This is a genomic window from Caulobacter sp. S45, from assembly GCF_009765965.1.
Classification (GTDB): Bacteria; Pseudomonadota; Alphaproteobacteria; order Caulobacterales; family Caulobacteraceae; genus CAHJWH01.
Genome location: NZ_LMUL01000013.1, coordinates 18,143 through 42,828, shown reverse-complemented (window position 1 = coordinate 42,828; position 24,686 = coordinate 18,143). Strand labels below are relative to the sequence as shown.

20 protein-coding genes are annotated in these 24,686 nt (G+C 64.0%); 9 read left to right on the top strand and 11 right to left on the bottom strand.

Going from position 1 to position 24,686, the window contains the following annotated elements:
• Window positions 1-539: 539 nt before the first annotated feature.
• The 8 genes from GSQ87_RS07125 to GSQ87_RS07090 all read right to left on the bottom strand — a co-directional run bounded on the left by GSQ87_RS07125 (window position 540) and on the right by GSQ87_RS07090 (window position 9,188).
• Window positions 540-1,934, bottom strand: a complete 1,395-nt coding sequence (locus GSQ87_RS07125; protein WP_158914739.1) for a carbohydrate porin — start codon at window positions 1,932-1,934, stop codon at window positions 540-542.
• A gap of 125 nt (window positions 1,935-2,059) precedes the next feature.
• Entirely contained in the window at window positions 2,060-2,812 is a 753-nt protein-coding gene (locus GSQ87_RS07120; protein ID WP_158914737.1) for a class II aldolase/adducin family protein, read from the bottom strand.
• A 17-nt stretch (window positions 2,813-2,829) separates the two neighbouring features.
• Window positions 2,830-4,206, bottom strand: coding sequence for an MFS transporter (locus tag GSQ87_RS07115; protein ID WP_158914735.1), 1,377 nt, complete (start codon window positions 4,204-4,206; stop codon window positions 2,830-2,832).
• 57 nt (window positions 4,207-4,263) lie between these two features.
• Window positions 4,264-5,265, bottom strand: a complete 1,002-nt coding sequence (locus GSQ87_RS07110) for an amidohydrolase family protein (protein WP_158914734.1) — start codon at window positions 5,263-5,265, stop codon at window positions 4,264-4,266.
• A gap of 3 nt (window positions 5,266-5,268) precedes the next feature.
• The gene (locus GSQ87_RS07105; RefSeq protein WP_158914732.1) at window positions 5,269-5,943 is read right to left on the bottom strand and encodes a dienelactone hydrolase family protein; all 675 of its coding nucleotides are present in this window, start codon (window positions 5,941-5,943) and stop codon (window positions 5,269-5,271) included.
• A gap of 29 nt (window positions 5,944-5,972) precedes the next feature.
• A complete protein-coding gene (locus tag GSQ87_RS07100) occupies window positions 5,973-7,172 on the bottom strand; it encodes an acyl-CoA dehydrogenase family protein (RefSeq protein WP_158914730.1) in 1,200 nt (399 codons plus the stop codon).
• On the bottom strand, window positions 7,159-8,037 hold the full coding sequence (locus GSQ87_RS07095) for a succinate--CoA ligase subunit alpha (protein WP_158914728.1): 879 nt from the start codon (window positions 8,035-8,037) through the stop codon (window positions 7,159-7,161). Before GSQ87_RS07095 ends, GSQ87_RS07100 begins: the two co-directional genes overlap by 14 nt.
• Window positions 8,034-9,188, bottom strand: a complete 1,155-nt coding sequence (locus tag GSQ87_RS07090; RefSeq protein ID WP_158914726.1) for an ATP-grasp domain-containing protein — start codon at window positions 9,186-9,188, stop codon at window positions 8,034-8,036. Before GSQ87_RS07090 ends, GSQ87_RS07095 begins: the two co-directional genes overlap by 4 nt.
• 154 nt (window positions 9,189-9,342) lie before the next feature.
• Here GSQ87_RS07090 and GSQ87_RS07085 point away from each other — a divergent pair, with 154 nt between their 5' ends.
• Window positions 9,343-10,242, top strand: a complete 900-nt coding sequence (locus tag GSQ87_RS07085; protein ID WP_158914724.1) for a LysR substrate-binding domain-containing protein — start codon at window positions 9,343-9,345, stop codon at window positions 10,240-10,242.
• Window positions 10,243-10,266: 24 nt separating this feature from the next.
• Here GSQ87_RS07085 and GSQ87_RS07080 read toward each other — a convergent pair whose 3' ends face one another.
• Window positions 10,267-10,719 (bottom strand): MaoC family dehydratase, encoded by a 453-nt coding sequence (locus GSQ87_RS07080; protein ID WP_158914722.1) that lies wholly within the window; start codon window positions 10,717-10,719, stop codon window positions 10,267-10,269.
• Between the two features lie 17 nt (window positions 10,720-10,736).
• Window positions 10,737-11,399: a dienelactone hydrolase family protein gene (locus GSQ87_RS07075; protein ID WP_216839106.1), complete on the bottom strand. Its 663-nt coding sequence runs from the start codon at window positions 11,397-11,399 to the stop codon at window positions 10,737-10,739.
• A 634-nt stretch (window positions 11,400-12,033) separates the two neighbouring features.
• Between GSQ87_RS07075 and GSQ87_RS07070 the strand changes: the two genes are divergently transcribed.
• From GSQ87_RS07070 to GSQ87_RS07060, 3 genes are read left to right on the top strand one after another with little or no spacing between them, the layout of a single operon-like run.
• Window positions 12,034-12,717 (top strand): prolipoprotein diacylglyceryl transferase, encoded by a 684-nt coding sequence (locus tag GSQ87_RS07070; protein ID WP_254062805.1) that lies wholly within the window; start codon window positions 12,034-12,036, stop codon window positions 12,715-12,717.
• Window positions 12,611-14,062 (top strand): radical SAM protein, encoded by a 1,452-nt coding sequence (locus GSQ87_RS07065; RefSeq protein ID WP_158914718.1) that lies wholly within the window; start codon window positions 12,611-12,613, stop codon window positions 14,060-14,062. Before GSQ87_RS07070 ends, GSQ87_RS07065 begins: the two co-directional genes overlap by 107 nt.
• Entirely contained in the window at window positions 14,059-14,571 is a 513-nt protein-coding gene (locus GSQ87_RS07060; protein ID WP_158914716.1) for a hypothetical protein, read from the top strand. Before GSQ87_RS07065 ends, GSQ87_RS07060 begins: the two co-directional genes overlap by 4 nt.
• A 316-nt stretch (window positions 14,572-14,887) precedes the next feature.
• Here GSQ87_RS07060 and GSQ87_RS07055 read toward each other — a convergent pair whose 3' ends face one another.
• Window positions 14,888-15,361 (bottom strand): hypothetical protein, encoded by a 474-nt coding sequence (locus GSQ87_RS07055; protein WP_158914714.1) that lies wholly within the window; start codon window positions 15,359-15,361, stop codon window positions 14,888-14,890.
• A gap of 292 nt (window positions 15,362-15,653) precedes the next feature.
• Here GSQ87_RS07055 and GSQ87_RS07050 point away from each other — a divergent pair, with 292 nt between their 5' ends.
• The 5 genes from GSQ87_RS07050 to GSQ87_RS07030 all read left to right on the top strand — a co-directional run bounded on the left by GSQ87_RS07050 (window position 15,654) and on the right by GSQ87_RS07030 (window position 24,566).
• Window positions 15,654-16,304 carry a class I SAM-dependent methyltransferase gene (locus GSQ87_RS07050; protein WP_254062803.1) on the top strand — a complete coding sequence of 217 codons (651 nt, stop codon included), beginning with the start codon at window positions 15,654-15,656 and terminating at the stop codon, window positions 16,302-16,304.
• Window positions 16,305-16,558: 254 nt separating this feature from the next.
• A complete protein-coding gene (locus GSQ87_RS07045; protein ID WP_158914712.1) occupies window positions 16,559-16,963 on the top strand; it encodes a hypothetical protein in 405 nt (134 codons plus the stop codon).
• A gap of 92 nt (window positions 16,964-17,055) precedes the next feature.
• Window positions 17,056-18,807: a membrane protein insertase YidC gene (gene yidC, locus GSQ87_RS07040; RefSeq protein WP_158914710.1), complete on the top strand. Its 1,752-nt coding sequence runs from the start codon at window positions 17,056-17,058 to the stop codon at window positions 18,805-18,807.
• Window positions 18,808-19,610: 803 nt separating this feature from the next.
• Window positions 19,611-22,067, top strand: coding sequence for an FtsX-like permease family protein (locus GSQ87_RS07035; RefSeq protein WP_158914708.1), 2,457 nt, complete (start codon window positions 19,611-19,613; stop codon window positions 22,065-22,067).
• Window positions 22,068-22,076: 9 nt separating this feature from the next.
• On the top strand, window positions 22,077-24,566 hold the full coding sequence (locus GSQ87_RS07030; RefSeq protein ID WP_158914706.1) for an ABC transporter permease: 2,490 nt from the start codon (window positions 22,077-22,079) through the stop codon (window positions 24,564-24,566).
• Window positions 24,567-24,686 lie beyond the last annotated feature (120 nt).

The following is a 24,686-nucleotide window of genomic DNA, read 5'->3' as shown; positions in this document are numbered from 1 at the left end:
CTTTAGCCCGCCTCAACGGCAGATGTTGGGAGCAGCACGGACGAAGTTACCCCTGCCCTGCTTCGGACATCGCCGGCTGTGGCTATTCCAAGGAGGGCTCAGGGCGCAGGGCAACCCGCTACGGACTCCCAACACGCCCGTCGAAGTAGTACCGGGGCAAACTTGGGGCAAAGGCTGACGCGACGTCTGATATTTCTGCTCGCAGCCACACCCTCCTGAATCATAAACCCGTGTCGAAGGCAGCCTTTACGAGGTGATGTCGAAACAGACGGGCCGAGTCGTTCAACAATTCGTCCGCCAGTAGGTGCGGACTTGAACCTTGGACAGCTTTACCCCCAAACAGCCAATCGACACGGCGGCTTCGGTCCAGCAGGCCCCAAAAGGATCTGGTGGTGAAATTGCGTCCTTTCCGAACACTAGCTTTTGGAGCTGCCCAGGCCGGAACGGCAAACCTGGCTGCCCCGGAGGAGAGCGGGCATGTGGCGGCTTGCGACCTAGTTGCGCCTGAGGTGGCGGAAATAATCGCACCTTGGTTGGTTCTAAAACGCGACTCCCGTCGCGCCGCCAATTACGGTGGCGTTCTTGAACTTCTGCGCGGTGAACGTTCCCGGATCCTCTAGATACTGGACGTCTGGGGTGATAAAAAGCCACGGCGTAATTTGGAATTTATAGGAGATGTCAAAATATTGTTCGGCACTGTAATAGCCGAAGTTTGGCTTGGCCGTTACCTCGGCCTCAAGCTTACGCGGGTTCAGGTCGGACTTGGCCCAGCCGATGCTCAAGACGTCGTCTGGGCGCGCCGCGAACGGCCCGTTAGCCACAAAGCCGGCCGAATAGTAGGTGGAAATTTGGGCGTTGCTGCTGTTGGCGTCGGTGGCGTTGCCGAAAACGTACAGGCCCCGCTTAGCGGATGGATCAAACGCCCAGATCATCTGGTCGCCGTAGACCCAACCGTTGGCGCGGCCGGCGCGCTGGATCTTGGCGTTAACGATGTCCGGCGCAGTGCTGTTGTCATAATAGGCGCCGATCTTGTAGTGGCCCGGCAGGTTGAGTATGCCATGGGTGGGGGTCCACGCTAATTCCAATAAAGAAATCGCCCCAGTTGCGCCTTTCAAGCCCAGGCGCCACCCCTCGTAGTCGGTGGTGAACAGGCCGGGATTAACCTCGAATACCGCCGTCTTGATGTAGGTGTCGCGGGTCGGGAAGAAGGTGACCCGCCCACCGAGCTGGGCGCCGGGCGGATTTTGGAAACCGTTCGAGTCGGCTCCCAACGAATTTGGGTGCCCGCACAGGCCCTGATTTAGGAAGCTGCACAGCAACGGAGAATAGTCGAACTCCGCCGCGCTTGGGAAGTAGCCGATCTGGTAGGCAATTCGGCCATTCAGCAGGTTTTGCTTCAGGCTTAGATTGCCTAAACGAAAGTCCTCGCCCTCGCCGTAGTTGCCGTCCAGGATCACTTTCACCCCCGCCAGGGTAGAGGCGTTCTGGCCCCAACGTTCAGCAGCGGCGAAGATGAAGGTGGCGCCTGGCATGCCAATGATCTTCTCGAGGTCGACGTTCGTGCCCAGGATCACCTGGTAGTTGGAGTCTGTGCCTCTCTGCACCCCGCCGCCGACGTTGGAGCCGGTCTGGGTCTGAAAGCTGCCGAAGAAGTCGAAGCCGTCCTGACTAAGCTTGGTCCTGAACCCGCCCCAGTCGCCGGTGACGCCTGGCTGGCTTGGGAAGGTGCGCGGCAGGCTGGAGGCCTCCTGCTTGGCCTCGGGCGTGGGCGGCGGCGGCCCCTGCGAAGGCGTGGGATCGATCTGATTGCTGGGCACGGGCGTCGGATTACTCTGCGCCATCGCCGTCGTCGTGCAGCACAGCAGTGCGCCCATCGCCACGCCAGATGCGCACAGCGCCCTAAAACCCGGCTTACCCTTCTTGCTTTCAGTCATTGCTGTTCCCTCCCGCGACGGCCCCGGTTTTTCGAGCCTTATTTTGAAGACAAAACCCTCCTATTCCGCCGGAATAAGTGTCCAGACGACCGTCTTTACTGTTCTTGTTTGCTGCGACGCGGAGCCTAATCTTCGATCAGCATCGCGAACTCACCATTGGCGAGCGCCTGGCGGGCCTTGCGCTCGTAGTAGGTCCATAAGAGGTGCAGCAGGCGCGGATTGAAGGTCCCGCGCGCGCAGTCTGCCGCATGCTCGGGTGAAAGCGGGAGTGCGCCGCCTAGCATGGCGGCCTCTACCTGCTTGCGGGCGTTCTCTTCCATGAAGGTGCAGCGGAAGAAGCAGATCTCCGCCGTCTCCCCCACCACCACGCTGCCGTGGCCGCGCTGTTGCACCGCCACCGCCGAGCCTAGCGCTTTGGAGAGCTCCGCCGCCTGGGCGTCGTTCACCACCAAGCGCGGATCATTCCAGGTGGGCACGCCGGTATGTAGGAAGGCGCCGTGCAGGAAAACCGGCTCCAGCGCCTTGTCTGCGACCCCCAGTAGGATGGAATGGCGCGCGTGGAGGTGGGCCACCGACAGGATTTCCGGGCGGTCACGATGGACCTGGGTATGGATACGCCATTCCAGCGGGATTTCGCCGCCGGGATGCTCCAGGATCTCGCCGCCGATGTCGAAGACAAACACCTGCTCCGGCCTGATCGCGCCCTTCTCCGAGCCCGCGCCGGGACTGATGAGCACGCGGTCGGTATCTGGCACGCGGATCGAGACGTGGCCGAACATGCCGATCGAGCCTTGCAGGTTGAGCATCATGCACATCGCAGCGACCTTTTCGCGGAGGTCCTGCTCGGTCTCGATCGGTTCGTAGCTAGGGGTCGACATGGTGTCCTTCGGCATGGTCAGCCCCCCGCGGGGGTGGAAGCGGCGGCGGTCTCCGACAACCGCAGGCCGTGGAAACGCTTGCGGCACAGCGCCAGCAGCAGCAGGGCCGCCACCGAGCCGGGAAGCAGGGCGACGAGCGGCATCAGGAACAGCTTGGGCAGGGGCGTGTGCTTGGCGATCAGGGCCGCGCCGATCATGGGTCCAGCCACCGAAGCGGCCCGACCGACGGCGCTCGCCCAGCCTGCCCCCTTGGAGCGGATGGCGGTAGGATAGATCATGCCGGTGACCGCGTTCATGCCGAGCTGGCTGCCCAACACCGTGGCCCCGGTCAGGAAGACGATCCCAGTCAGCGCCAGGTGCGACAGACCATGGGTCCCTACCGCCGCAACCACCGGGCAGCTGACGATGAAGTAGGCGGCGATAGCCACGATACCGAACCGGTCCACCAGCCGGCTGATCAGCAGACCGCCCGAGATGCCGCCGACGTAGTAGGCCGCTTGGGTGACGGCGGTCTGATTGTTGGTCAGCCCCTCGGCCCTGAACAGGGTCGGCATCCAGCTGTTGACGAAGAAGTTGACCATCAAGGCGGCGATGAAAAGCACCCAGACCAGCAGGGTGATGCCTCCCATCCCATCAGCGAAAAGCAGCGCGGGCGAGACGCTGTGGGCGCCGCGCGGCGGGGTGGCCACGGTCAGCTGGGTCTGCGCGGTGATCCGGAGGTCTGGTCGAATCTGAGCCGCCAGCTGAGCAGCCTCGGAACTGCCCGGACGGCGTGTGACCAGGAATTTGATCGACTCGGGCAACCAGAAGAACAGCACCACCGCCATCAGCAACGGCGCGATTCCCCCCACATAGAAGAAGGCGGGCCAGCCGTAGCGGTGCAGAGTGGTGGCCACGATCGAGGGGATGATTCCGCCCACGGCCAGTCCCATGAACATGACGATGATCAGGGTCGCGCGCAGCCGCTTGGGCGCGTACTCGGCGTTCAACGCCACGGTGTTGGGCAATAGGCCGCCCAGGCCAACGCCGGCGATAAAGCGCAACCACAGCACGGTGTCGAGGCTGTGCGCGGTTACCGTCAGCAGACTGAAAAGACCATAGATCAGGGTGGAGGCGATGATCGCAACCCGCCGCCCGAACCGGTCGCCGATGTAGCCGAATATCGGGCCGCCCACCGCCATGCCGATGATGCCGGCGCCGAACACCGGCCCGAGCTTGGCGGGCGGGAAATGCCAGGCGTGGATCAGCTCCGGCGCCGCATAGGACATGGTCGCCAAGTCGTAGCCGTCGCCGCACTGGACCAGCAGCGACAGCAGCACGATGCGGATGACCAGCGGGCCGAGCTTCTGGCCGTCGACGAGCTGATCGATGTCCAGGGGTGCGGGCGTGCTCAAGATGTCCTGCCTATGATCCGGCGCGGTCGTTAATCGCCACACCTGGGTTTGAGGGGGTTAGTGAGGCCCGCCTCCCAGGTAGGCCCAAAGGTTGGCTTCCATGACGGCATCGGCGACGCCGGGCTGGAGCCCGGACGCTTCAACCCCCCGCGCAGGGTCGGGATCACCCAGGCCGAAGGGATAGTCGCTGCCCAGCACCACCCGGTCAGGACCCATACGGTCGACCACGAAGCGCAGGCTGGCGGCGTCGAAGGTCAAGCTGTCGACATAGACCTGCTTGGAATAGTCGCTGGGCGGGCGGCCAATGTCGGCGCGCATCTCGTTTCTGACAGCGAAACCTTTATCCACGCGGCCCATGATCAGTGGCCAGGCTCCGCCGCCATGGGCGAAACAAATGCGCAGGTGCGGCAACCGCTCAAGCACACCGCCAACGATCAGCCGGGTGATCGCCAAGCCTGTCTCCAGCGGGTTGCCGACGATGTTGGGCAGGTAGTGGTCTTGCAGCCGATCGCCGCCAGCCAGCGGCTGCATCGGGTGAACGAAGACTGGGAAATCTAGCTCCTGACAGGCCTCGAAGAAGGGAAACAGCAGCGGATCATCCAGCTCGCGCCCGGCCGGACAGGTGCCGATCTGCACCGCACGCATCTGAAGGCTGTCCTTCAGGAAACCCAGTTCCTCGATGGCCAGCTCCGGCGACTGCAGCGGCACGGCGCCCATGCCTAGGAAGCGGTCCGGTTGCGCCTTCACCACGTCGGCGATGAAGCTGTTCAGGAAACGGGCGATCTCCTGGTTCGGTCCGGCCGGAAGCAGATAGCCGCTGAGCAGCGGGATCGGCGACAGCACCTGCATGTCGACGCCCTGCTTGTCCATGTCGACCAGACGGCGCTCGGGCGACCAGAAGCGGTCGTCGATCTTCATCACCACCTCGTCGCCCATGCGCAGGGTGGCCATGCCGTCGGGCTCCGCCGTCAGGCTGGGCCAGCGGCCGGGGCCGAAGCGGGCGGTCCAGTCCATGGTCCCTGGCGGCGGGATGATGTGGGTGTGGAAGTCGATCCGCATGGCTCAGGTCCTCACTTGCGCCTGCAGGAACTTCAGCGTCCGCTCGCGCGCCAGAGCGGCGGACTTCGGCTCGTAGTACTGGCGGTCGTTGCAGCTGAAGCCGTGCTCGGTGCCGGGGTAGATGAACATTTCCACCTCCGGCCGGGCGGCGCGGATGACATCGACGTCCTTCATCGGGATGTATTCGTCGTTGTCGGCGAAGTGCATCAGCACTGGGACCTTGGGCTTCTCGGCCGACCAGCCGGCGATCTGGGCGCCGTAATAGGCCACCGCGCACACCAGCCCGTTCAGCCTGGCGCCGGCGAGGAAGGCCAACGAGCCGCCCCAGCAGTAGCCTAGCGCGGCTACCTGTCCGAACGGGGCGGCAGCGTCGATGGCGGCCTGCACGTCCAGCATGGTCTGGTCGAGGTCGAGCTTGGCGCGCAACGCTCTGCCCCGCTCGATCCCGGCTGGGTCGTAGCCCAGCTCCACCCCGCGCTCAACCCGATCGAAGATGGCGGGCGCGATGGTGTGGTAGCCGTCGGCCGCATACTGGTCGGCCATGTCGCGGATATGGCCGTTCACGCCGTAGAACTCCTGCAGCATGACCAGGGCGCCCACGGGCTCGCCCTTCGGCTCCGCAACGTAGGCGTCCAGCCGGTGGCCGTCGCTGGCGGTGATCTCGATGGTCTTGCTCATCCGATGTCTCGCGCACTCCGCCGGCGTCGTCAGACGGCCAGGCCGGAAATGCCCTCCTTCTCGTTGAAATTGTTCATGACCCGCTTGCCGATCAGGTCGCGCAGCGTCTCCGACGTGCCTCCGCCAAGGGTGCCGTAGCGAGCGCCGCGGTATAGGCGCGAGACCACACTCTCATCGGTGAAGCCGAAGCCGCCATGCACCTGGAGCGCCTCGCTGGTGACGTCGAGCGACATCTCGTTGCAGCGGATCTTGGCGGTCGCGGCCAGGAACGGGTCGGGAAACGGGTTGGCCGAAAGGCAGGCGCGATACAGCAGGCCCCGCGCCGCCTCGATGGCGATGAACATGTCGGCCAGCTTCCAGCGCATGCCCTGGAAATCGCCGATGGCGCGACCGAACGCCTTGCGCTCGCGGGCGTAGGTGATCGCCTCGTCGAAGGCGCCTTCCGCCAGCCCGAGCGAGATGCTGGGGTTCAGGCAGCGCTGGGTGTTGAAGGCCGAGATCAGCGGCTTCAGCCCCTGGTCGCGCACCACCAGCTGGTCCAGCGGGATCTCGCAGTCGGTGAAGGTGACCTCGTGCAGGTTCTCGCCGCCAAGGGTGTGGACCTTGGCGGTCAGGGCCAGCCCCGGCGTGCCCTTCTCGACGATGGCGCAGCCTATGCCCTCGGTTCCCGGCTTGCCGTCGACGCGGGTGAAGACCACGAACAGCGAGGCCTCCTCCGCCCGGCTGATCAGCGACTTGACCCCGTTCAGCACCACCTTGTCGCCGCGGATCTCCGCGTTGGTGGTGTAGCCGGCCACGTCGGTGCCGGCGTGCGGCTCGGTTAGGCAGATGGAGAGGACACAGTCGCAGGTGACCACCTGCGGCAGGTATTTGTCCTTGATGCGCTCCGGCGCGAAGGTGGAGATCACCCGCGTCTGCGTGCCCACCTCGCCAAGCACGGCCATGGCGGTGATGTAGCAGCCCTTGGCGATCTCCTCGAGCACCAGGGCGGTGTCGAACACCCCGAGCTCCGAGCCGCCATAGGCCTTGCCCACGGCCATGCCCAGCACCCCGATGGCCGCCAGCTTGCGCATGTTCTCCCAGGGGAAGGAGCCGTCGAGCAACTGCTGCCCGCGCCCCTTGAACTCTCCCTGCACCAGTTCGCGCACCGCGCCGATGCGGTCGCGCTGCGCCTTGCTGAGGGTGACGCCGGTCGACGTCAGCTCACGATCAAGCTTAACTGCGGACATCGCCTTCCATCACCCCCCTGACAAGACCTTCGATACTGGTGAAGACCTGCGCACCTACGTCTCGCAGCGCCGTCGTCTTGGACTGGATCGTGCCGCGACCGCCTTGGATCAGCGCGCCGGCATGCCCCATGGTCACGCCCTCCGGCGCCGAGGAGCCGGCCAGCAGCACGAAGACCGGCTTGCCGAAGGACAGGCGCGCCATCTCCTCGGCAAGCTCCTCCTCTTCGCCTCCCCCGATCTCGCCCAGCACCACCACCGCGCGGGTGGCTGGATCCGCCTGGAAGTAGGGGAGCAGTTCGGCGAAGCGCACGCCCTTGACCGGGTCCCCGCCCACCCCGACCCAGGTGGACTGGCCCATGCCCGCGCTGGCGAGCCGGAAACAGGCCTCGTAGGACAGGGTGCCGCTCTTGGACATGATCCCCAGCGGGCCGGGGGCGAGCGAGATGTCGGGGATGAAGCCCAGCTTCATCTTGCCGGGGATGGCCAGCCCAGGGGTGGATGGACCCACCCAGGTCGCGCCGTACGCCTGCACCCGGCCGTAGGCGACCACCGCGTCGTGGACGGGCATGCCCTCCGACGGCGAGACGATCAGCCTGATCCCGCCCTCCAGCGCCTCGGTCACGGCGGCGAGCACGTCCATCGGCGGGACCAGGGTGATGCTGGTCTCCGCGCCGGTGGCCGCGACCGCCTCGGCGCAGGAGTCGAACAGCGGCGTGGGCGAACCCTCCCGCCTGCCCGAGCCGGCGATCCCGCCGACGATGCGCGTGCCGTAGCCCAGCATCAGCTCGGTGTGCCGCCGGCCCATGCGCCCGGTCGCCCCCTGGACGATGACCTTGGTGGCCGGATCGAGCGTGAAGGTGGTCATGCCGCCGCCCCCACCTGCGCGACCGCCAGCCTCAGCGCCTTGTCCAGCTCCATCTCCAGGGTGATGGGCCGCCCCGACCGGGCGAGCCGGGCCTTGGCCCCCTCGAAGTTGTTGCCGATCAGGCGGGCGACGACAGGAACCTCGAGCTCCGGCACGGCGTCCAGCGCCTGCAGCAGCAGGTCGGCGAACTCGCCCAGGTCGGTGATGCCCGCGAAGATGTTGACGAACACGACCGAGATCTCGTCGCCCTGGGTGAACTGGCGCAGGACGTCGATCAGCCGCTGAGGACTACCGCGCAGCAGCCCGGTGCGCACGTCGCAGAAGTTGAACGGCTGCCGTCCCGCCTGCAGCATCTCGTCGATCAGCATCATGCTGAGGCCGGCGCCGGTGGTCAGCAGGCCGATCTGGCCGTGTGGATTGATGCGCACATAGTCGAAGTCGTGGTCGAGCTTGAAATTGGCCTCGGGATAGGCGTCCGGGCGCGCCCGGACGGCGGCCTCCAGCGCCGGCTGGCGGGCGAAGGCGCTCTCGTCGACGCCGAGCTTCATGTCGCCGGCCACCCACGATCCGTCGGCCAGGACGAACAGCGGGTTCACCTCCAGCAGGGTGGCGTCCAGGGCCAGGAACATCTGCGCCAGGGCCGCCACGGCGGAACGCACCGGCGCGCGCAGGGCCTCCGGCAATGCGGGTATGAGATTTTCTCCGGCCGCGACAAGGGCGCCCAGCCCGGGCGGCGCGACAGCGGTCAACATGGCGTCCGCCTGGTGGGCGTTCGCCTCCACGTCCACCCCGCCCTGGGCGGACAGCAGCAGGCGTATGCCGCGGCTGGCCGCATCGACCATGAAGCTGAGATAGACCTCGTGGCGGAAGGAAACCTTCTCCTCCACGCGGAAACCGGCGATGCGGTGGCCCTTGATCGTCGCGTCCGCATTGGCGCGGATAAAGGCGGCGACCGCGTCCGGCGTATCGGCGAAGCCCACGCCGCCGGCCTTGCCCCGACCGCCGACGCCGACCTGGGCCTTCACCACCCATGGGCCGCGGCCGAGGAGATCAAGATCGCCGACAGTATCTCTCGCTACAAAGACCCCCTGGGGAATTCGAACTCCCTTATCGCGAGCGATCTCTTTAGCGTCATGCTCAAGCAAAAGCACGTGCCACGCCTATCCTACCCTTGTTTTTATCTACGAGATGCCTGGGCGATCTCGCTTTGTTGGTTTTGAAGCTAATGAGAAACCGCCCCGTTGCACATTGGATAATTTAGCATTAGGGCATGAGCAAAGTTAATGCCGATCGGGAGCCGCTCGCGTGCGCTCACTACCTCCGCTCAATCCCCTGCTGGCCTTCGAGGTCGCCGCGCGGCACCGCAATTTCACCAAGGCCGCGCGCGAGCTGAACGTCACCCAGGGCGCCGTCAGCCATCAGATCGCGGCGCTGGAGGACTACTTCGGGACCCGGCTGTTCGAGCGGCGCAGCGGCGGCATAGACCTGACGCCGAGCGCTGCGATCTATGCGGACGCCCTGCACGCGGCCTTCGAGGACATGCGCCGCGCGACGACCGACTACGCCACGGCGTCGTCGCGGATGACCCTGACCATCATGGGCTATCCGCTGCTGCTCAGTCGCTGGCTGACCCCGCGCCTGCCCGACTTCAGCCGCCGCTGCCCCAGCATCGACGTGCGGCTGGTCTCGATCTCGGGGGCGAGCCTGGTCGACTTCGGCGAACGCGACATCGACATCGGCGTGCGCTACGGCCGCGGACGCTGGCGGGGCCTGAGCAGCCACCTACTGTTCGCCGACGCGCTCGTTCCGGTCTGCACCCGGGAGCTGGCCGAACGCCTATCCCTGCAAACCCCGGGCGATCTCGCCGGCAAGATGCTGCTCCAGACCCACGCCCGGGCGCGCGACTGGCCCGACTGGTTCGAGCTGGCCGGCGTCGACGACCCGGCGGCGCTCGAGCACCTGCGCTCGTTCGAGGACCTTGGACTGGTCCTGCGCTTCGCCATCGAGGGTAGCGGGATCGCGATCCTGCAGGAGGCCTATGTGGAGGACGACCTGCGCGAGGGGCGCCTGGTGATCCCCTGCGGGCCGGTCCTGCGCCGCGAAATCGGATATCACCTGATATACCCGACCCGCAGCGCGAAGGTGGCCAAGGTGCGCGAGTTCTGCGACTGGCTGTGCGCTCCGCGGGCCGAAACCGGCGCATGACCCCCAGCCAACGGGCGAGCAGGTTCAGGCGGGTCGCTTGTGCATCAATGCGGTGCGGGTGCAGGTGCAGACGGATTCGTCGCGCTGGTTCAGCAGCCGATGGGCGAACACCACCAGTCCCGCGTTGGGCCGCGATCGGCTTTCGCGCAACTCCATGATCTCGGTCTCGGCATGGACGGTGTCGCCCAGGAAGACGGGATGGGGCGTCTTGACCTGATCGTAGCCGAGGTTGGCCACGAGCGTCCCCAGCGTCGTCTCGCCGACCGTAAGCCCGATCAGCAGGCTGAAGCTGAAGGTGCTGTTGACCACGATCTGGCCGAACTCGCTGGCGCGCGCGTATTCGGCGTCCAGATGCAGCGGCTGGGGATTGTGGGTCAGGGTGGAGAATAGCAGGTTGTCGGTTTCGGTCACCGTGCGCCGGATGGGATGGGTGAGCTGCTGACCGACTACGAAATCCTCGAAATAGCCGCCGGCCACGCGTGCCTCCCAATCCCTCAGACGAGATGGTTTCGGAAGAACGCCAGCGTACGGGCCTGAGCGAGCTCGTAGGACGGCGGGTCGAAGGTCGGTCGCTCCTCGCAACCGAAACCATGTTGGGCGCCAGGATAGACGAAAACCTCGACTTCGGAGCGAGCTTCGCGGATGGCCTCCACGTCCGCCAGCGGGATAGAGTGGTCATGCTCGCCGAAATGCAGCTGGACAGGACAGCGCGGCTGCTCCTCGCGGTCCGCCGCCAAGCCGCCGGCGTACCAGGCCGCGCAGGCGGCGAAGCTGTCACTGCGTGTGGCGCCCCACCAGGCGACGCGGCCGCCCCAGCAGTAGCCAATGATCCCGACCTTGGGCTGGGCGAAGGCGGCGCGGGCGGCCTGGATATCCATCAACGACCCGGCCGCGGGTGCGCGCGCCCGCAGCTCGAAGCCGCGCTGCAGCTCCTCAGCGCTGTAGCCCATTTCCACCCCGCGCTCGGCTCGGTCCAGCAGAGCCGGCGCAATTACCGCGATCCCCTGGTCGGCGAACTGAGCGCAGACATAGCGGATGTGGCTGTTGACCCCAAAGATCTCCATGCCGAGCACAAGGCAGAGCTCGGCATTTTCGGGGCCGTCACGCCAAGCCGCGAGCTTATGGCCGTCAGCCGCTTCCAGTTCGATCCAGGCCACCAACGCATCCTCCAGTCGGCGAGTACAAGTTCTCGAATGCTGGCGCTTATTCGGGCGCTAGATCGCGAATTGCAGTCATCCCGGCACCCTAATTAACTCTTGGCTGATCCCTGGGAGGATAGATAAATTCGCATCCCGTGATTACCTTTTTTCATGCCGTCGGTTCGAGTTCGACCGGTCAAGATATTGCTCGGACTTCAGTCGGCCCCTTAGCCGCTATCAAATAAGCAAATCACTTCATGAGGTCCTGCGCCCTACCCGGCCCATGTCGATGTCCGCTCTCCGGCAAAAGGACTGGAGGAGTCCTGCCTGCGCCCATAGCGGCCCCGAGCTTTCCGTCAGATTCCAGACACTCAGATCGCGGCGGAAAGCCCACGATCGGCAATCCGAATGGCAGATATCGGACTATTTCAGACGGAATTACACCTCCTGATTCCGGATGGCGAGTTCTCGGCGTGCCACTCACGAGGTCGACGCTTTGAACGGACCGTCGCTCCCAGCTTCATATGCCTGCGCAAGCGTGCTCTTGTCGGGCATGTTTCATGTTCCAACCGCGTCGTGGGCGCACGGTCCGTTCGAGGCCTTAGGGTGGGGCTCGGGGGCGGCATTGGGCTGGTTCGTCAGCCGCTGGCGGTTGCGCGCCGCCACGGCGCATCTCGCGACGATCACGGGTCCCGGATATTTCATTTCCCTCGCGCTTGGGGCGGCGGCGGGGGCGTGGCTGGCCGGTTCGCTCAATACGTTGAACGGTATGCGCCCGACTCTCTCCCACAGCGTTCTCGGTGCGCTGGCGGGCGCGATCGTGGCGGTGGAGATTTACAAAGCGGCACGGGGGATCAAGGAGTCCACAGGCGCGGCGTTCGTCGGGGCCTTCGCCCTGGGCGTGGCGGTGGGACGCTGGGGGTGCCTGTTCGCCGGGCTTCCCGATTTTACCTATGGGACGCCAACCCACCTGCCATGGGCGGTGGACCTTGGGGACGGTGTCGGCCGCCATCCCGTCCAAATTTATGAAAGCGTCTCGATGATCGTCTTCCTCGCCGTCTGGCTCTGGGGCCTAGGCGTGCGAGCGTCTTGGGCGCTGCGCCGGGGTTTCTACGCGCTTTGCGTGTGGTACGGTGCCCAGCGCTTCGTCTGGGAATTCCTCAAGCCGTACGCGCACGTGGTCGGGCCCTTCAACGTCTTCCACCTCTTGTGCGCGGGGCTCGTCGCCTATGGCCTTGTCTTCTACCTTCGCGATCTCGCCGGCGAGCGCCGGGGAGACCGAGCCACGCAAGGCCGCGCCCTATCTTTTCCTGGGCCAGACCACGAGCCTGTGTGAGACCTGCTACCGCACCGTGCCGGCCAAGATCATTGGTGAGGACGGCTGTGTCTTCTATCTGAAGCGCTGCCGCGAGCACGGCGTGCAGAAGACGCTGATCTCTGACGATGTCGCTTACTGGAAGTCCCAGCGGGACTGGGTGAAGCCCGGCGATCGGCCGCTGCAGGTGCAGACTCGAACCGAGCACGGCTGCCCGTGGGACTGCGGCCTGTGCGCCGACCATGAGCAGCACTCCTGCCTGGCGATCATCGAGATCAACGAAGCCTGCAACCTCGCCTGCCCGGTCTGCTTCGCCGACAGCTCCCCCCGCGTCGAGACCGAGCGAACGCTAGCGGAGGTCGAGCATATGCTCGACGCCCTGGTCGCCTCGGAAGGCCTGCCGGACCTAGTTCAGTTCTCCGGCGGCGAGCCGACCCTGCACCCGGACCTGTTCGCCATCCTGGACGCCGCGAAGCGCCGGCCGATCCGCCACCTGATGATCAATACCAACGGCTTGCGCATCGCGCGCGAGCCCGGCTTCGCCGACCGGCTGGCCGACTACATGCCGGGCTTCGAGGTCTATCTCCAGTTCGACTCGCTCAAGCGCGAAGCCCTGATGGATTTGCGCGGCGCCGACCTGACCCGCGTGCGGATCGAGGCGCTAGAGGCGTTGGAGCGCGCCGGCGTCTCCACCACGCTGGTGGTCACTCTGAAGAAGGGCATCAACGACAACGAGATCGCCGACATCGTCCACTTCGCCCTGCAGTGGCGCTGCGTACGTGGGGTGACCTTCCAGCCGATCCAGGACGCCGGACGCAACGAGGGCTTCGACCCCGCCCGTCACCGGATCGTCCTGTCGGAGGTGCGCCGCCGGATCGCCGAGGCGGGGATCTTCGCTCTGGACGACCTGATCCCCCTGCCCTGCAATCCCGACCAGATCTGCATCGGCTATGGCCTTCGCCACGGCCGACATGTGACGCCGATCACATCGCTCCTGCACAGGGAGATGCTGGTGCAGGCCGCTCCCAACACGGTGGCGTTCGAGGCCTTCCCTGACCTCCAGGCGCGGGTGTTCGACCTGCTGTCCCTGTCGACGGTCCAGGACAACACGGCCGACAAGTTGTCGTCCTTGCTATGCTGTCTGCCCGAGGCGGCCGTGCCGCAGGGCCTGGGTTACGAGCACACCTTCCGCGTAGTGATCAGCCAGTTTCTGGACCGCTTCAACTTCGACCTCGGCACGGTGAAGCGATCCTGCGTCCACTTCGTCCAACAGGACGGGCGCATCATCCCGTTCGACACCTACAACACCTTTTATCGGCCAGGAGCCCCAGGTGCAGGAGCGTTGGCTGAGGGGCAAGCGCGGTGAGCGACAATCCAGACACGGTACCAGGCGCGATGCGCCGGATGGTCGGGGGTTTGCTGCTCAGCGCTGGCATCCTAATCGTGGGACTCTGCGGCTTGTGCACGCTCAGCATGGGCAACCAGATTCTCACCGGCCTGATCTTTAGCTCCATCCCCATCATCGTCGGACTCCTTCTCGTGCGGACGGGGCTTCGCCAGATCGGTCCGATTCCGATCGGGCAAAAGAACCCCCTCCATCTTCCACCGGAAGACGGTTCTGAGCGACCAGGAGGATCAACCGCCACTTTTGTCGTCGGCTCCGGGATGTGCTCACTCGCAACCGCGTGGATCGCCTTCGTTCTATTTAAGTCAATTTCACAAGGCGAAAGAATATCGCGCCTAAATAATTCGATACACAACTACCCACTTGTTACATCAATTGCCACTCTATTGATCATAGGGATGGCTGGGATTGTAGCTGGCGCCATCGCATTTATGGCCGGCATGAGATTGCTGCGAGGGGCCAGAGTTTAAGATCAGGCATTACTCGCCTGGAGACGGGCTAGGCGATAATCCGACCGCCACACTTTGAAGCCATCCTCAGGATGATTGCCCGAACCTGCCTTCCGGCGAGATGCGCCCAAAGGCGACATACGGCTTCCGCCAGCAATACGACATTCAGCGGGCCAGACCAGCCGCCTCGTTGATGCCAGAGGTGTCGCGAGTCTGAGGTAAAGCGGACATCGCCTTAAGGCCACATAGCGGACATGGAGAAATGGGCGAGTTCCTGGACGGGAGCCGGCCCGCCCTGTCGGCGTAAGCCAACCCGCGCTGGCGACCCGATGCAGACTCAATGCCCTGGGACGAGGCCCATGCTTGCGCTCGCGCCAACACGAGCATCTACCAACGCGTCAAGTTCATTCAGGACATGAAACGCGAACGCGGTGTTCGCCCCTTCGTATTCGACCCTCGACGGTTCGAAATAGCGGTAGGAGAAGTCTCCATGGCCAGCTTCAAGCTGTGAGGCAAGCGTTTCTAGCGAGCCGAGCTCCAACCCGCTGTTGACGCAAGCCACATAAAGGTTGCGCAACTTGTGCCCAAATTGCTTCCGCAACTCATCTGGTGCTCGGCCATTAGCGGCGAGCCATGCCTTGCAATAGAGCTCAACCGAAAAACCCAAAAGTGTGTTGATGGGGAGGAACGTCATCGCGCGCCTGCTCTCATTTTGCAGCGGACTGGCCACGACCATCTGCGCTGCTTGAAGAAAGCCCTTCGCAGGAATGTAGAATGTGAGCGTTTCGGGTGATGGCGGAGTTTGGCTCATGCCCTCAAAATAGGCTTGCCAAGCCGAGCCGCCAATGTCGCTTTCCCCCCCTGCGGTCGGTAGGGGCGTCCGCAGCTGGGCAGAATACCTGTCGGGGCCCGGGTCGAGCCCCTCCCCCACTCCGCGCCCGTTACGGACTATTGCCTTCCTCCGGAAACACGACATGCCGACCGCCGGCTAGGCTCGATTTCCTCCAAGCCCAGATGTCCGGAGCTGGAGGCGTAGCGGACCCCGCGGCCTAGCCGCAAAGCCGACACGCCCGACGGCAAGTTCCTGGAAAGGGCGTGCGGCAGTGGACGACCCCATTGCAGACTCTTCGGTCTGGACCGAGATGTGGTTCATGGGCAGCGCAGCAGACGACATTGTCGGCCTCTATCAGCGTCATGCCGGCGCATGGACCGATGCACGCGGTACGCGCCTCATCGAGCGGCCGTGGCTTGAGCGTTTCAGCCAACTGCTGCCCGCAGCAGCGGCAGTGCTCGACCTGGGTTGCGGATCAGGTGTCCCGATTGGACGCTATTTCGTAGACCTTGGGTTCTCGGTCACAGGCTTGGACAGCGCGCCGGAGATGATAAATCTATTTAAGAGCAACCTGCCTGACCAAGTGGCTGCCGTCGGTGATATGCGAGCTCTGAACCTGGATCGGCGCTTTAACGGCTTGCTCGCCTGGGACAGTTTCTTCCATCTCGCCCACGATTATCAGCGCGCCATGTTCTCCGCCTTCCGAGAGCATGCCTTACCTCACGCTGCGCTGATGTTCACGAGCGGCCCCACCTTCGGAGAGGCCATCGGGACGTTGGAAGGCGAGCCGCTCTACCACGCAAGTTTGGACAGCGCCGAGTATCGCATGCTGCTCAATGACAACGGATTCGATGTGGTAGCTCAGGTGAGCCAGGATGCGACGTGCGGCGGTCGAACGGTTTGGCTCGCACAGCACCGCTAAGGTCCGAGTTCCCCCACAACCGCGGCTCGTGGAGTCCGCATGTGGAAGGCGAGTGTCCGCAACCCTCGAGGGCGGGCGAAAGCGTCAGAAATCCACCTGCTCTGACATCGCGAACGCGCCATCGATGGCCAGTCCGAACTGTGACGCGGGCTTTGCACGGCAACACAGTTGACAGATCCCATGGTTCCCCCAACATTCAGCGGAGGCGTACAGCGCCTCGTCGCGCTGTCGCGGATGAATGACTCAAGGCTTTCATGACGCGTCGGTCGTCGGCTAGATCAGCTAATCGAGGGGACACGCGGCTAGCTGCGTGGTTCGCGTCGGCGCTCACGTCGGTCGTTCTGATTTTCCTGTTTGCCCACGCCGACCCCACCGAGCTGGCGATATTGGCCGGCGCCTCCGCCCTCTGTTATTTCGAAGTCGTTTTCGCCCTCCGCCTGGCCACGACGGATAAGCGCGCAAGCCTCCTGTTTCGAGCTGCCAGGCGATCGGCGCTCGATCTGGCGCGCCAAAAGCCGCCGGAACTCTTCCGGCATGTCTCCCGAGCTGCGCCCTATCTGCGGCGCTCGTTTCCCGCGAGGCCTTTCGTCGGTCAATCGCGCAACTCTCATGGTCTCGACGTCGAAGCAGCCCCCATCTGCGGGTTCGCCTTCGCCTAGCCGACCGCCGTTCGTCCCCGGACGGCAGAGTTGAAATCATCGACCTGGGGCGCGCCAGAAGCCGCTCGAGAGTCGGAAGACGAGAACATCCCATGGATAACGAGAACCTGCGCAACACGCTGCTGTTGTTCGCGTGCGCCCTCACCTTTATTCTCGTTTATCAGGCCTTCGTTCTGGCGCCCATCCAGCGACGTCAGGTCCAGGCGCAGCATCCCCTTTCGGCCATTGCTCCGGCGGCGGCGACGCCTGTTCCCCTGGCCAGGGTCCTGACCGCCAGTCCTCGCGTGACGATCAACACTCCAAGCCTCGCGGGCTCGATCTCGCTCAGGGGCGCGCGGCTGGATCATCTGATACTAAAGCGCTATCGCGCTACGACCGATCCCCGCTCGCCGAATGTCGAACTGCTGCGCCCTGAAGGCAGCGCGAACGCCTGGTTCGCTGACGTCGGCTGGGCCGACGCCGGGGGGTCGGGTCTGCCGGACTCGGGCCCGCTGTGGACCGCTCCCGCCGGCGCCGTCCTGACGCCGAGCACGCCCATCGAGCTAAGCTACGCCAACGGCCACGGCCTGCTGTTCAACCGGATGATATCCGTCGACGGCGACTACATGTTCACGGTCACCGACCGGGTCAGCAACGGCTCCGGCGCGCCGGTCGACCTACAGCCTTACGCCTTCGTCGAACAAGGGGGGCCGCCCTCCGACATCGGCCACGCCACAAGTCACGAAGGCGCCATCGGGGTCTTGGATCGGCGGCTGGTGATGTCCGCCTACAAGGCCTGGAAGAAGAGCCCCCCACTCGTCCGGACCTCGACCGGCGGATGGGTGGGGATCACCGAAAAATACTGGCTGACAGCCCTCGTCCCCGACCAGACCACACCGATAAGCGGCATGTTCCGGGCGCAGGCGATCGGCGGCACAGACGCCTATCAGGCCGGTTTCACCGGACCCGTGCGCCGCCTCGTGCCGGGGCAAAGCATCTCCACATCGACCCACATCTTCGCCGGCGCCAAATCCGTGGCCCTGCTGCGGTTCTACCAGGAGATGTTGGCCATTCCCCGGTTCGAGGACGCGGTGGACTGGGGCTGGCTCTGGTTTTTCACCAAGCCGATCTTCTTCGTCCTAGAAGGCCTGCGAGGCCTGGTCGGCAACGTCGGCGTGGCCATCCTACTGCTCACGCTGTGCATTCGCCTGCCCCTGTTTCCGCTGGCGAACCGAGCCTTCGCCTCCGCCACCAAGTTGAAGAAGATCCAGCCTCTCGTGGACGACGTCCGCGGCAAACTCGGCAAGGACCCGGCCAGACTGCATCAGGAGATCGCGGCTCTCTATGCGCGGGAGAAGGTCAATCCGCTGGCCAGCTGGATCCCCATGCTTCTTCCGCTGCCGATCTTCTTGGCCCTCTACAAGGTCCTGTCCGTGACCATCGAGCTGCGCCACGCGCCCTTCTTTGGCTGGATCGCGGACCTGTCGGCGCGCGATCCGTCGACGCTGTGGAATCTGTTCGGGCTCATGCCCTGGAACCCGGCGCATGCGCCCCTCATCGGGGCCCTGCTGGATAGCGCCGGGCATGTCGGCGTCTGGCCGCTGATCTATGGCGCGACGGCCTGGCTGACCCAGGCCATGAATCCGCCGACGGGTATCGATCCGGCCCAGCAGCGCATCCTTGGCTTCATACCTCTGATTATCACCTTCACCTTCGCCCAGCTCGCGGCGGGGTTGGTGATCTATTACGTCTGGAGCAATCTGCTGACGATCACGCAACAGTACGTGAACATGCGCCTTTTCAAAGTCGCCAATCCCATCGACGCCTTCATGAGCAGGCTCCAAGCTCGTAAAGGGTCGGGTTGAGCGTGGATGAGATTGCAGAACCGCAGTGACCATCGTGGCATGTCCACTCGACCCTCGGGCGGAATGGCCTTCCCAGCTCAACCGGCCGTCTTCTGACCCAGACCCGACCTCTTGCACGGACCTGTATTCCACTCGCCCGAGATCGGCTGCGTCACGCGGCTGAAACGGGCGGACGAGCATGCTTTGAGCCTACCTGCGCCGCCGGGTCAGGAGCAACGGCTGACTTCCACCCTCCCCCGCCGATCGATTCGGCCGCTTGGCTCGCCGGTGCCCTGCGGCGAACTCGCGCCCAATGCCGCCGCAGACTCTCTGCCGGATTACAGACGCTAGGGTCGGCACAAAGCCGTCGCTCGGGGTAGCCTCAATGACTGCTGTCAGGCGTAATGCGGACGAGATTACCCTTCCCAACTGCAGACGTTAACGACTGCGATTTCCGCCCTTAGGCTGAAGATGTTGGGCGGACCCATAGTCCCCGAACGAAATCCGCCGGCTTCCAGTCATCTCGACGAGCTTGACAGGACCTACCGCATGTTCGGAATCGCACACTGGGCGAAATAGGCGGACACATCTGGAAATCGAAGCGAAAAAAACGAGCGTTCTCAACTGCTTCGCAGACCGGCGTCGCGAGCATTACAATCAGGGAGAGCACACTCGTTATGTCCCGAGGAGAGCCCATGACTACCGTCGCCAGCGCGAACCAACCGGAGCACCCCAGGGCCGCCGAAGGTCCTTTGCTGAGATCGGTCGATCTTCGGAATGACGGCATACGCCTACCCGCTCGCCGCGCGATCTGAGAGCAAGTGATGTGGAGCCACTATCTGCAGACGCTCTACCGCTCGCTCAGTCGCCACCGGCTGTACGCTGCTCTAAACGTCTTTGGCCTAGCAGTGGGAATCACGGTCTTCTTAGTGCTGTCGCTCGACGTGCGCTTCGAAACCAGTTTCGAGCGGTGGATCCCGCACGCAGAGCAGATCTACGCCATTCAAACCGTTTGGAAGCAGCCTGCCCTCGGCGCCAATTCCGCCACCATGGGTGCTACACTCGACGAGCTGCGTAGCGATTATCCTCAGCTGTCGGGAACCCGGGTCTGGGAGCAGCGCGCAACGATGCGGCGTGGAGCGGACGTCACGCCCGAAGCTGTCGAGGCCGTCGATTCAAGCTTCTTCGATGTGTTCGACTTACCTTTAGCTGTCGGTGATAAATCCACCCTGCTGAAGTCACCCGACCAGATCCTGCTCACTCAAGCGAAAGCCAAGCGCTATTTTGGTTCATCCGAGCCTATCGGCCAACATATTAGTATAATGCTTTCCGGCGAACGCCATGTTTATCATATTGCCGGCGTGTTGAAGGACATTCCTAGGAATACCGACCAATCCTTCGACTTTCTGATCCTACTGACGCCCCAGATGACAAAAACCGCTTCATGGAGCCACTGGGGCTCCGAGCAGCTTGGCACCTTCGTACGGTTCGCCCGTCCAGAAGAGGCCAAGGCTCTAGATAGCGATCTCGATGCCTTCGTCGATCGGCACTCTGGTCATGATATTCCCCCGCCCGGACCCGCCCACAGCCAACTCACGTTACGCACCCAACCGCTGGTAAACCTGCACCTGCTGGAACCGAAGGACGCGGGCACGGTGGTCGCCGGGCTTGGCTTCGTAGGGCTACTTACTCTGCTGCTGGCGGCGGTGAACTATGTCAACTTGGCCACGGCGCGCGCGGGCCTTCGTGCCCGTGAAGTGGCGCTGCGCAAAGTCATGGGCGCAACCAAGCTAGCGCTCATCGGCCAATTTATGGCCGAAGCGGTCTTCACGGCCTTGTTGGCCGCCGGGCTTGGACTTGTCCTGTGCGAGTTGACCCTACCGCTGATCAACGCGGCTGGCGGTTCTGCGTTGAAGATCGACTATTTGGGCGGCGACAGCGTCCTGCTACTTGCCCTGTGCGCTGCAGCGGTTATCGGGATCGGCGCCGGGATATATCCAGCCTTAGTATTGTCGCGCTTTCGGCCGGCGGGAGTTTTGGCCTCGGCCCGCGCGCCTGGCGGGGGACGCACAGGCGCCCTTGTGCGCGAGGTTCTCGTGGTCGTGCAGTTTACCATTGCGATCGCTTTTTGCGTGGCGGCTGGGGTGATCGTCAGCCAGACCCATTATCTGCGGACTGCGAAACTCGGCTTTCCGCGCACTGGGTTGATCGTCGTCAACTCCTTCGACAGTTCGGATGTCACGGCATCGCAACGCGAAACGCTGTTGGACGCTTGGCGCGCGCTCCCTGGTGTCGGCAGCATTGCGGCGGGTGACATCGCTCCAGGAGCCGCCGACGTAGGCGATGTAGAAAGCTTCAAACGGCCGACAATGTCCGGCCAGGGACCCGGCCTCCACAAGGTGTCGACCCGTCCGGGCTTTTTCCAGGCGTATGGTGTACGTCTGGTCGCCGGTCGGCTTCTGGACCTCGCCCATGGGCCTGACGACACGCCTCCGCCGCCGCCGGGCGGGGGAAATGGGCCCAAGTTCTCCGCGGCGCACAACGTTGTCATGAACCTGAACGCCTTGGGGCCCCTGGGCTTTCGCAATCCCTCCGACGCGATCGGCAAATCGATTTCAGAATGGCGGGACGACGGCGCCTCCGATCCCCTCACGATCGTGGGGATCGTGGATAATGTTCGCTTCGGCTCGCCCCGTGAATCTCTCCCGCCCACGATCTACTTCATGCGAACTCAGGACTTCCGCGGTGAAATCGCGAGCATTCGTTTCAGCTCGGGCACCCCTCGAGCGGTGATGGAACAAGTGCGGTCTGTCTGGCGTCAGATCGTACCGGACGCACCCTTTCGCGCCAGGACTGCAGAGGACAATCTTCAATTCTACTATAAGGCTGATGATCAGCACGGCCGCTTCTTCACCATAGGCGCGGCAGTCGCCTTGGCCATCGGCTGCCTTGGGCTCTATGGGCTGGCCTCGTTCAATACGGCGCGACGAACCAAGGAGATCGGCATCCGCAAGACGCTGGGAGCGTCGACGGCGGACGTGCTGAAGCTGCTGATCGGCCAGTTCCTCAAGCCGGTGCTGCTGGCCAACCTGATCGCGTGGCCGCTGGCGTGGCTGGCCATGCGCAGCTGGCTATCGGGGTTCGACCAGAGGATCGCGCTCGGGCCGCAATACTTTCTGGCCGCCACCGCCCTGACCTTGCTTATCGCGCTGGCCACCGTGGTTGGACAAGCGTTGCGGGTTGCCCGCACCGAGCCGGCGCGCTCGCTCCGTTACGAATAGGCCGCGGACATGATCAGCCACCACCTGCTGACCCTTTACCGCTCCGTCATGCGGCACCGCCTCTACGCCGCGTTGAACGTGTTCGGCTTGGCGGTCGGCGTGGCGGTCTTCCTGGTGCTGTGGCTAGACGTGCGCTTCGAGACCAGCTTCGAGCGGTGGATTCCGCGGGCGCAGCAAATCTACCAGGTCCGCTCGCTACAGCGCGATCCCGGACAGCCGAACCAAGAAGATGGCATCACGATGGGTGCGGCGCTTGAAGAGCTGCGCGGCGACTACCCACAGATCGTAGGCACGCGTGTGTGGGATCCCGGCGCCATTGTTCGTTACGGAGCCGAGGTGACCTCGGAAAGGGTCCAAGTGGTGGACTCCACCTTTTTCCGAGTCTTCGATCTGCCTCTCCTGAAGGGCGACCGCGCAACAGCGCTAACGGTTCCAGACGGACTGATCCTGACGCAATCCAAGGCTAAGCGCTATTTCGGCAATCGAAATCCGATCGGACAACGCCTCACACTCACGCTGGCAAATATCACGCAGACATATCGAATTGTTGGGGTGCTACGTGACCCACCGAGGTCGACCGATCTAAAGTTTGATTTTCTCGTGCCCATTACACCCCGGATGATTGCGCCAGAGCAGCGCTGGCGAGACTGGGGTGCACAACAGCTTTCGACCTACCTGCGTTTCTCGTCCGGCCCTGAAGCGGCTGGGTTCGCCTCAAATTTGGATAGTTTCGTAGACCGGCACGCTGTCGGCCTCGGCCCGGGTCCGGCCCACACTCACCTCGCCCTCACCCTTCGCCCCCTCCTGAGCCTGCACCTCCTGTCGCCAGTGGATAAGGCCGCCGTGGCCACGCTCGGCCTAGTGGGCTTGCTGACCCTGATCCTTGGGGCTGTGAACTACGTGAACCTGGCCACTGCGCAGGCGGGCCTAAGGGCTCGGGAGGTCGCGCTACGCAAGATCATGGGCGCAACGCCACAGGCTCTGTTTAGCCAGTTCATGACGGAAGCGTTGTTGAATGCGGCTGTGTCAGCCCTGATCGGCTTGGCCCTGTGCGAACTTGCCCTTCCCCTCGTTAATGCGGCGGGCGGGCTGGCCCTAACGTTCGACTATTTCAGCCTGGACGGTCCATTGCCCATGGTGCTGATCGCCGTGTTAGCCCTGGGCTTGGGCTGCGGCTTTTATCCCGCATCGATCTTAGCCGCGTTCCAGCCCGCTCAGGTCCTGGCTTCGACGCGCGCGCCTGGCGGCGGTCGCTCGGGCTTGCGCATCCGCGAGGCCCTGGTCCTGTTCCAGTTCGCCGTCGCAGTCGCCTTCACCATCGCCACCTTCGTGATCGTGGCGCAGATGCATTACCTACGGAACGCGGACCTTGGCTTCAGGCGCGATGGTCTGATCGTCGTGTCCTCCTTCGACGACGATGCGATAACTCCCGCCCAGCAGGCCAACCTTTTGGAAGCTTGGAAGAGGCTGCCCGGCGTGGTCGCCGATACGGTGGCGGACATTGCGCCAGGGAACAAGGACAGCACCGACGACACGCACATCAAGCGCCTGGGCGCGGCGGGCGTAGGGCCCGACCTGGACTACGTGCAGATCACGCCCGGCTTCTTTGAGGTCTATGGCGCGCGGCTGCTCGCTGGCCGCGCCTTAAGCCTTGAGCACGGTGCAGACCGCGGTCCGCCCACAGGGCCCCCTCTGCAGGCGCCTGGGATGCCCCCGCCGCTCAGGAACCCTCTACGGCCAGAGGAGCGCCCGATCCGAAACGTCATCGTGAACGAGGCGGCGGTCGCGATCTTGGGCTTTCATACCGCCCACCAGGCGGTCGGCGCGAGCTTACTGGAGCAAATAGGGACCCGCGGCTTCCAGCGCCTGACAATCGCAGGGGTGATCCACGATATTCGGTTTCGATCACCCCACGATCCTGTGCCACCAACCGTCTATTACTTCGACACCACGGCTTTCAACACCGAGGTCGCGGCGGTGCGTTTCAGCGAGGCCGCCCCGGCCACGATAATCGAGCGGCTGCGTCGGACATGGGGGCAAATCGTCCCCGGGATCCCGTTCAGAGCTCAAACCGGCGCCGCAAACCTGGAGCCCTATTATCGGCCAGATGATCAGCGCGGCCGTTTGTTCATCATTGGTGCAGCACTCGCCGTGGGCATCGGGTGTGTCGGCCTGTACGGCTTGGCATCCTTCAATACCGCGCAGCGTGTACGAGAGATTGGGATCCGTAAGACCTTAGGCGCATCGACCGGCGACGTACTTAGATTGCTGCTTATCCAACTGCTCCGGCCAGTATTTCTCGCCAATCTCATAGCGTGGCCGCTGGCTTGGCTGACGATGCGCGCTTGGCTTGCGGGATTTGACCAACGGGTGGCGCTCAGTCCGCTGTACTTCCTCGCCGCCACAGGCATCACCATGTTGGTTGCAGCGGGAACCGTGACCGGCCACGCGGCCACTGTCGCTCGCGCTGAACCCGCCAAGGCATTGCGTCATGATTGATGGCACACGCGATCACTTAATTAGCGTCCTGGGCAACCGGTGACATCAATTCCCAGGGCGCAGCGGACTATTTGAGGCGACCTAGCGACCTATCCAGACATGAGCCTTCTACCCGACACA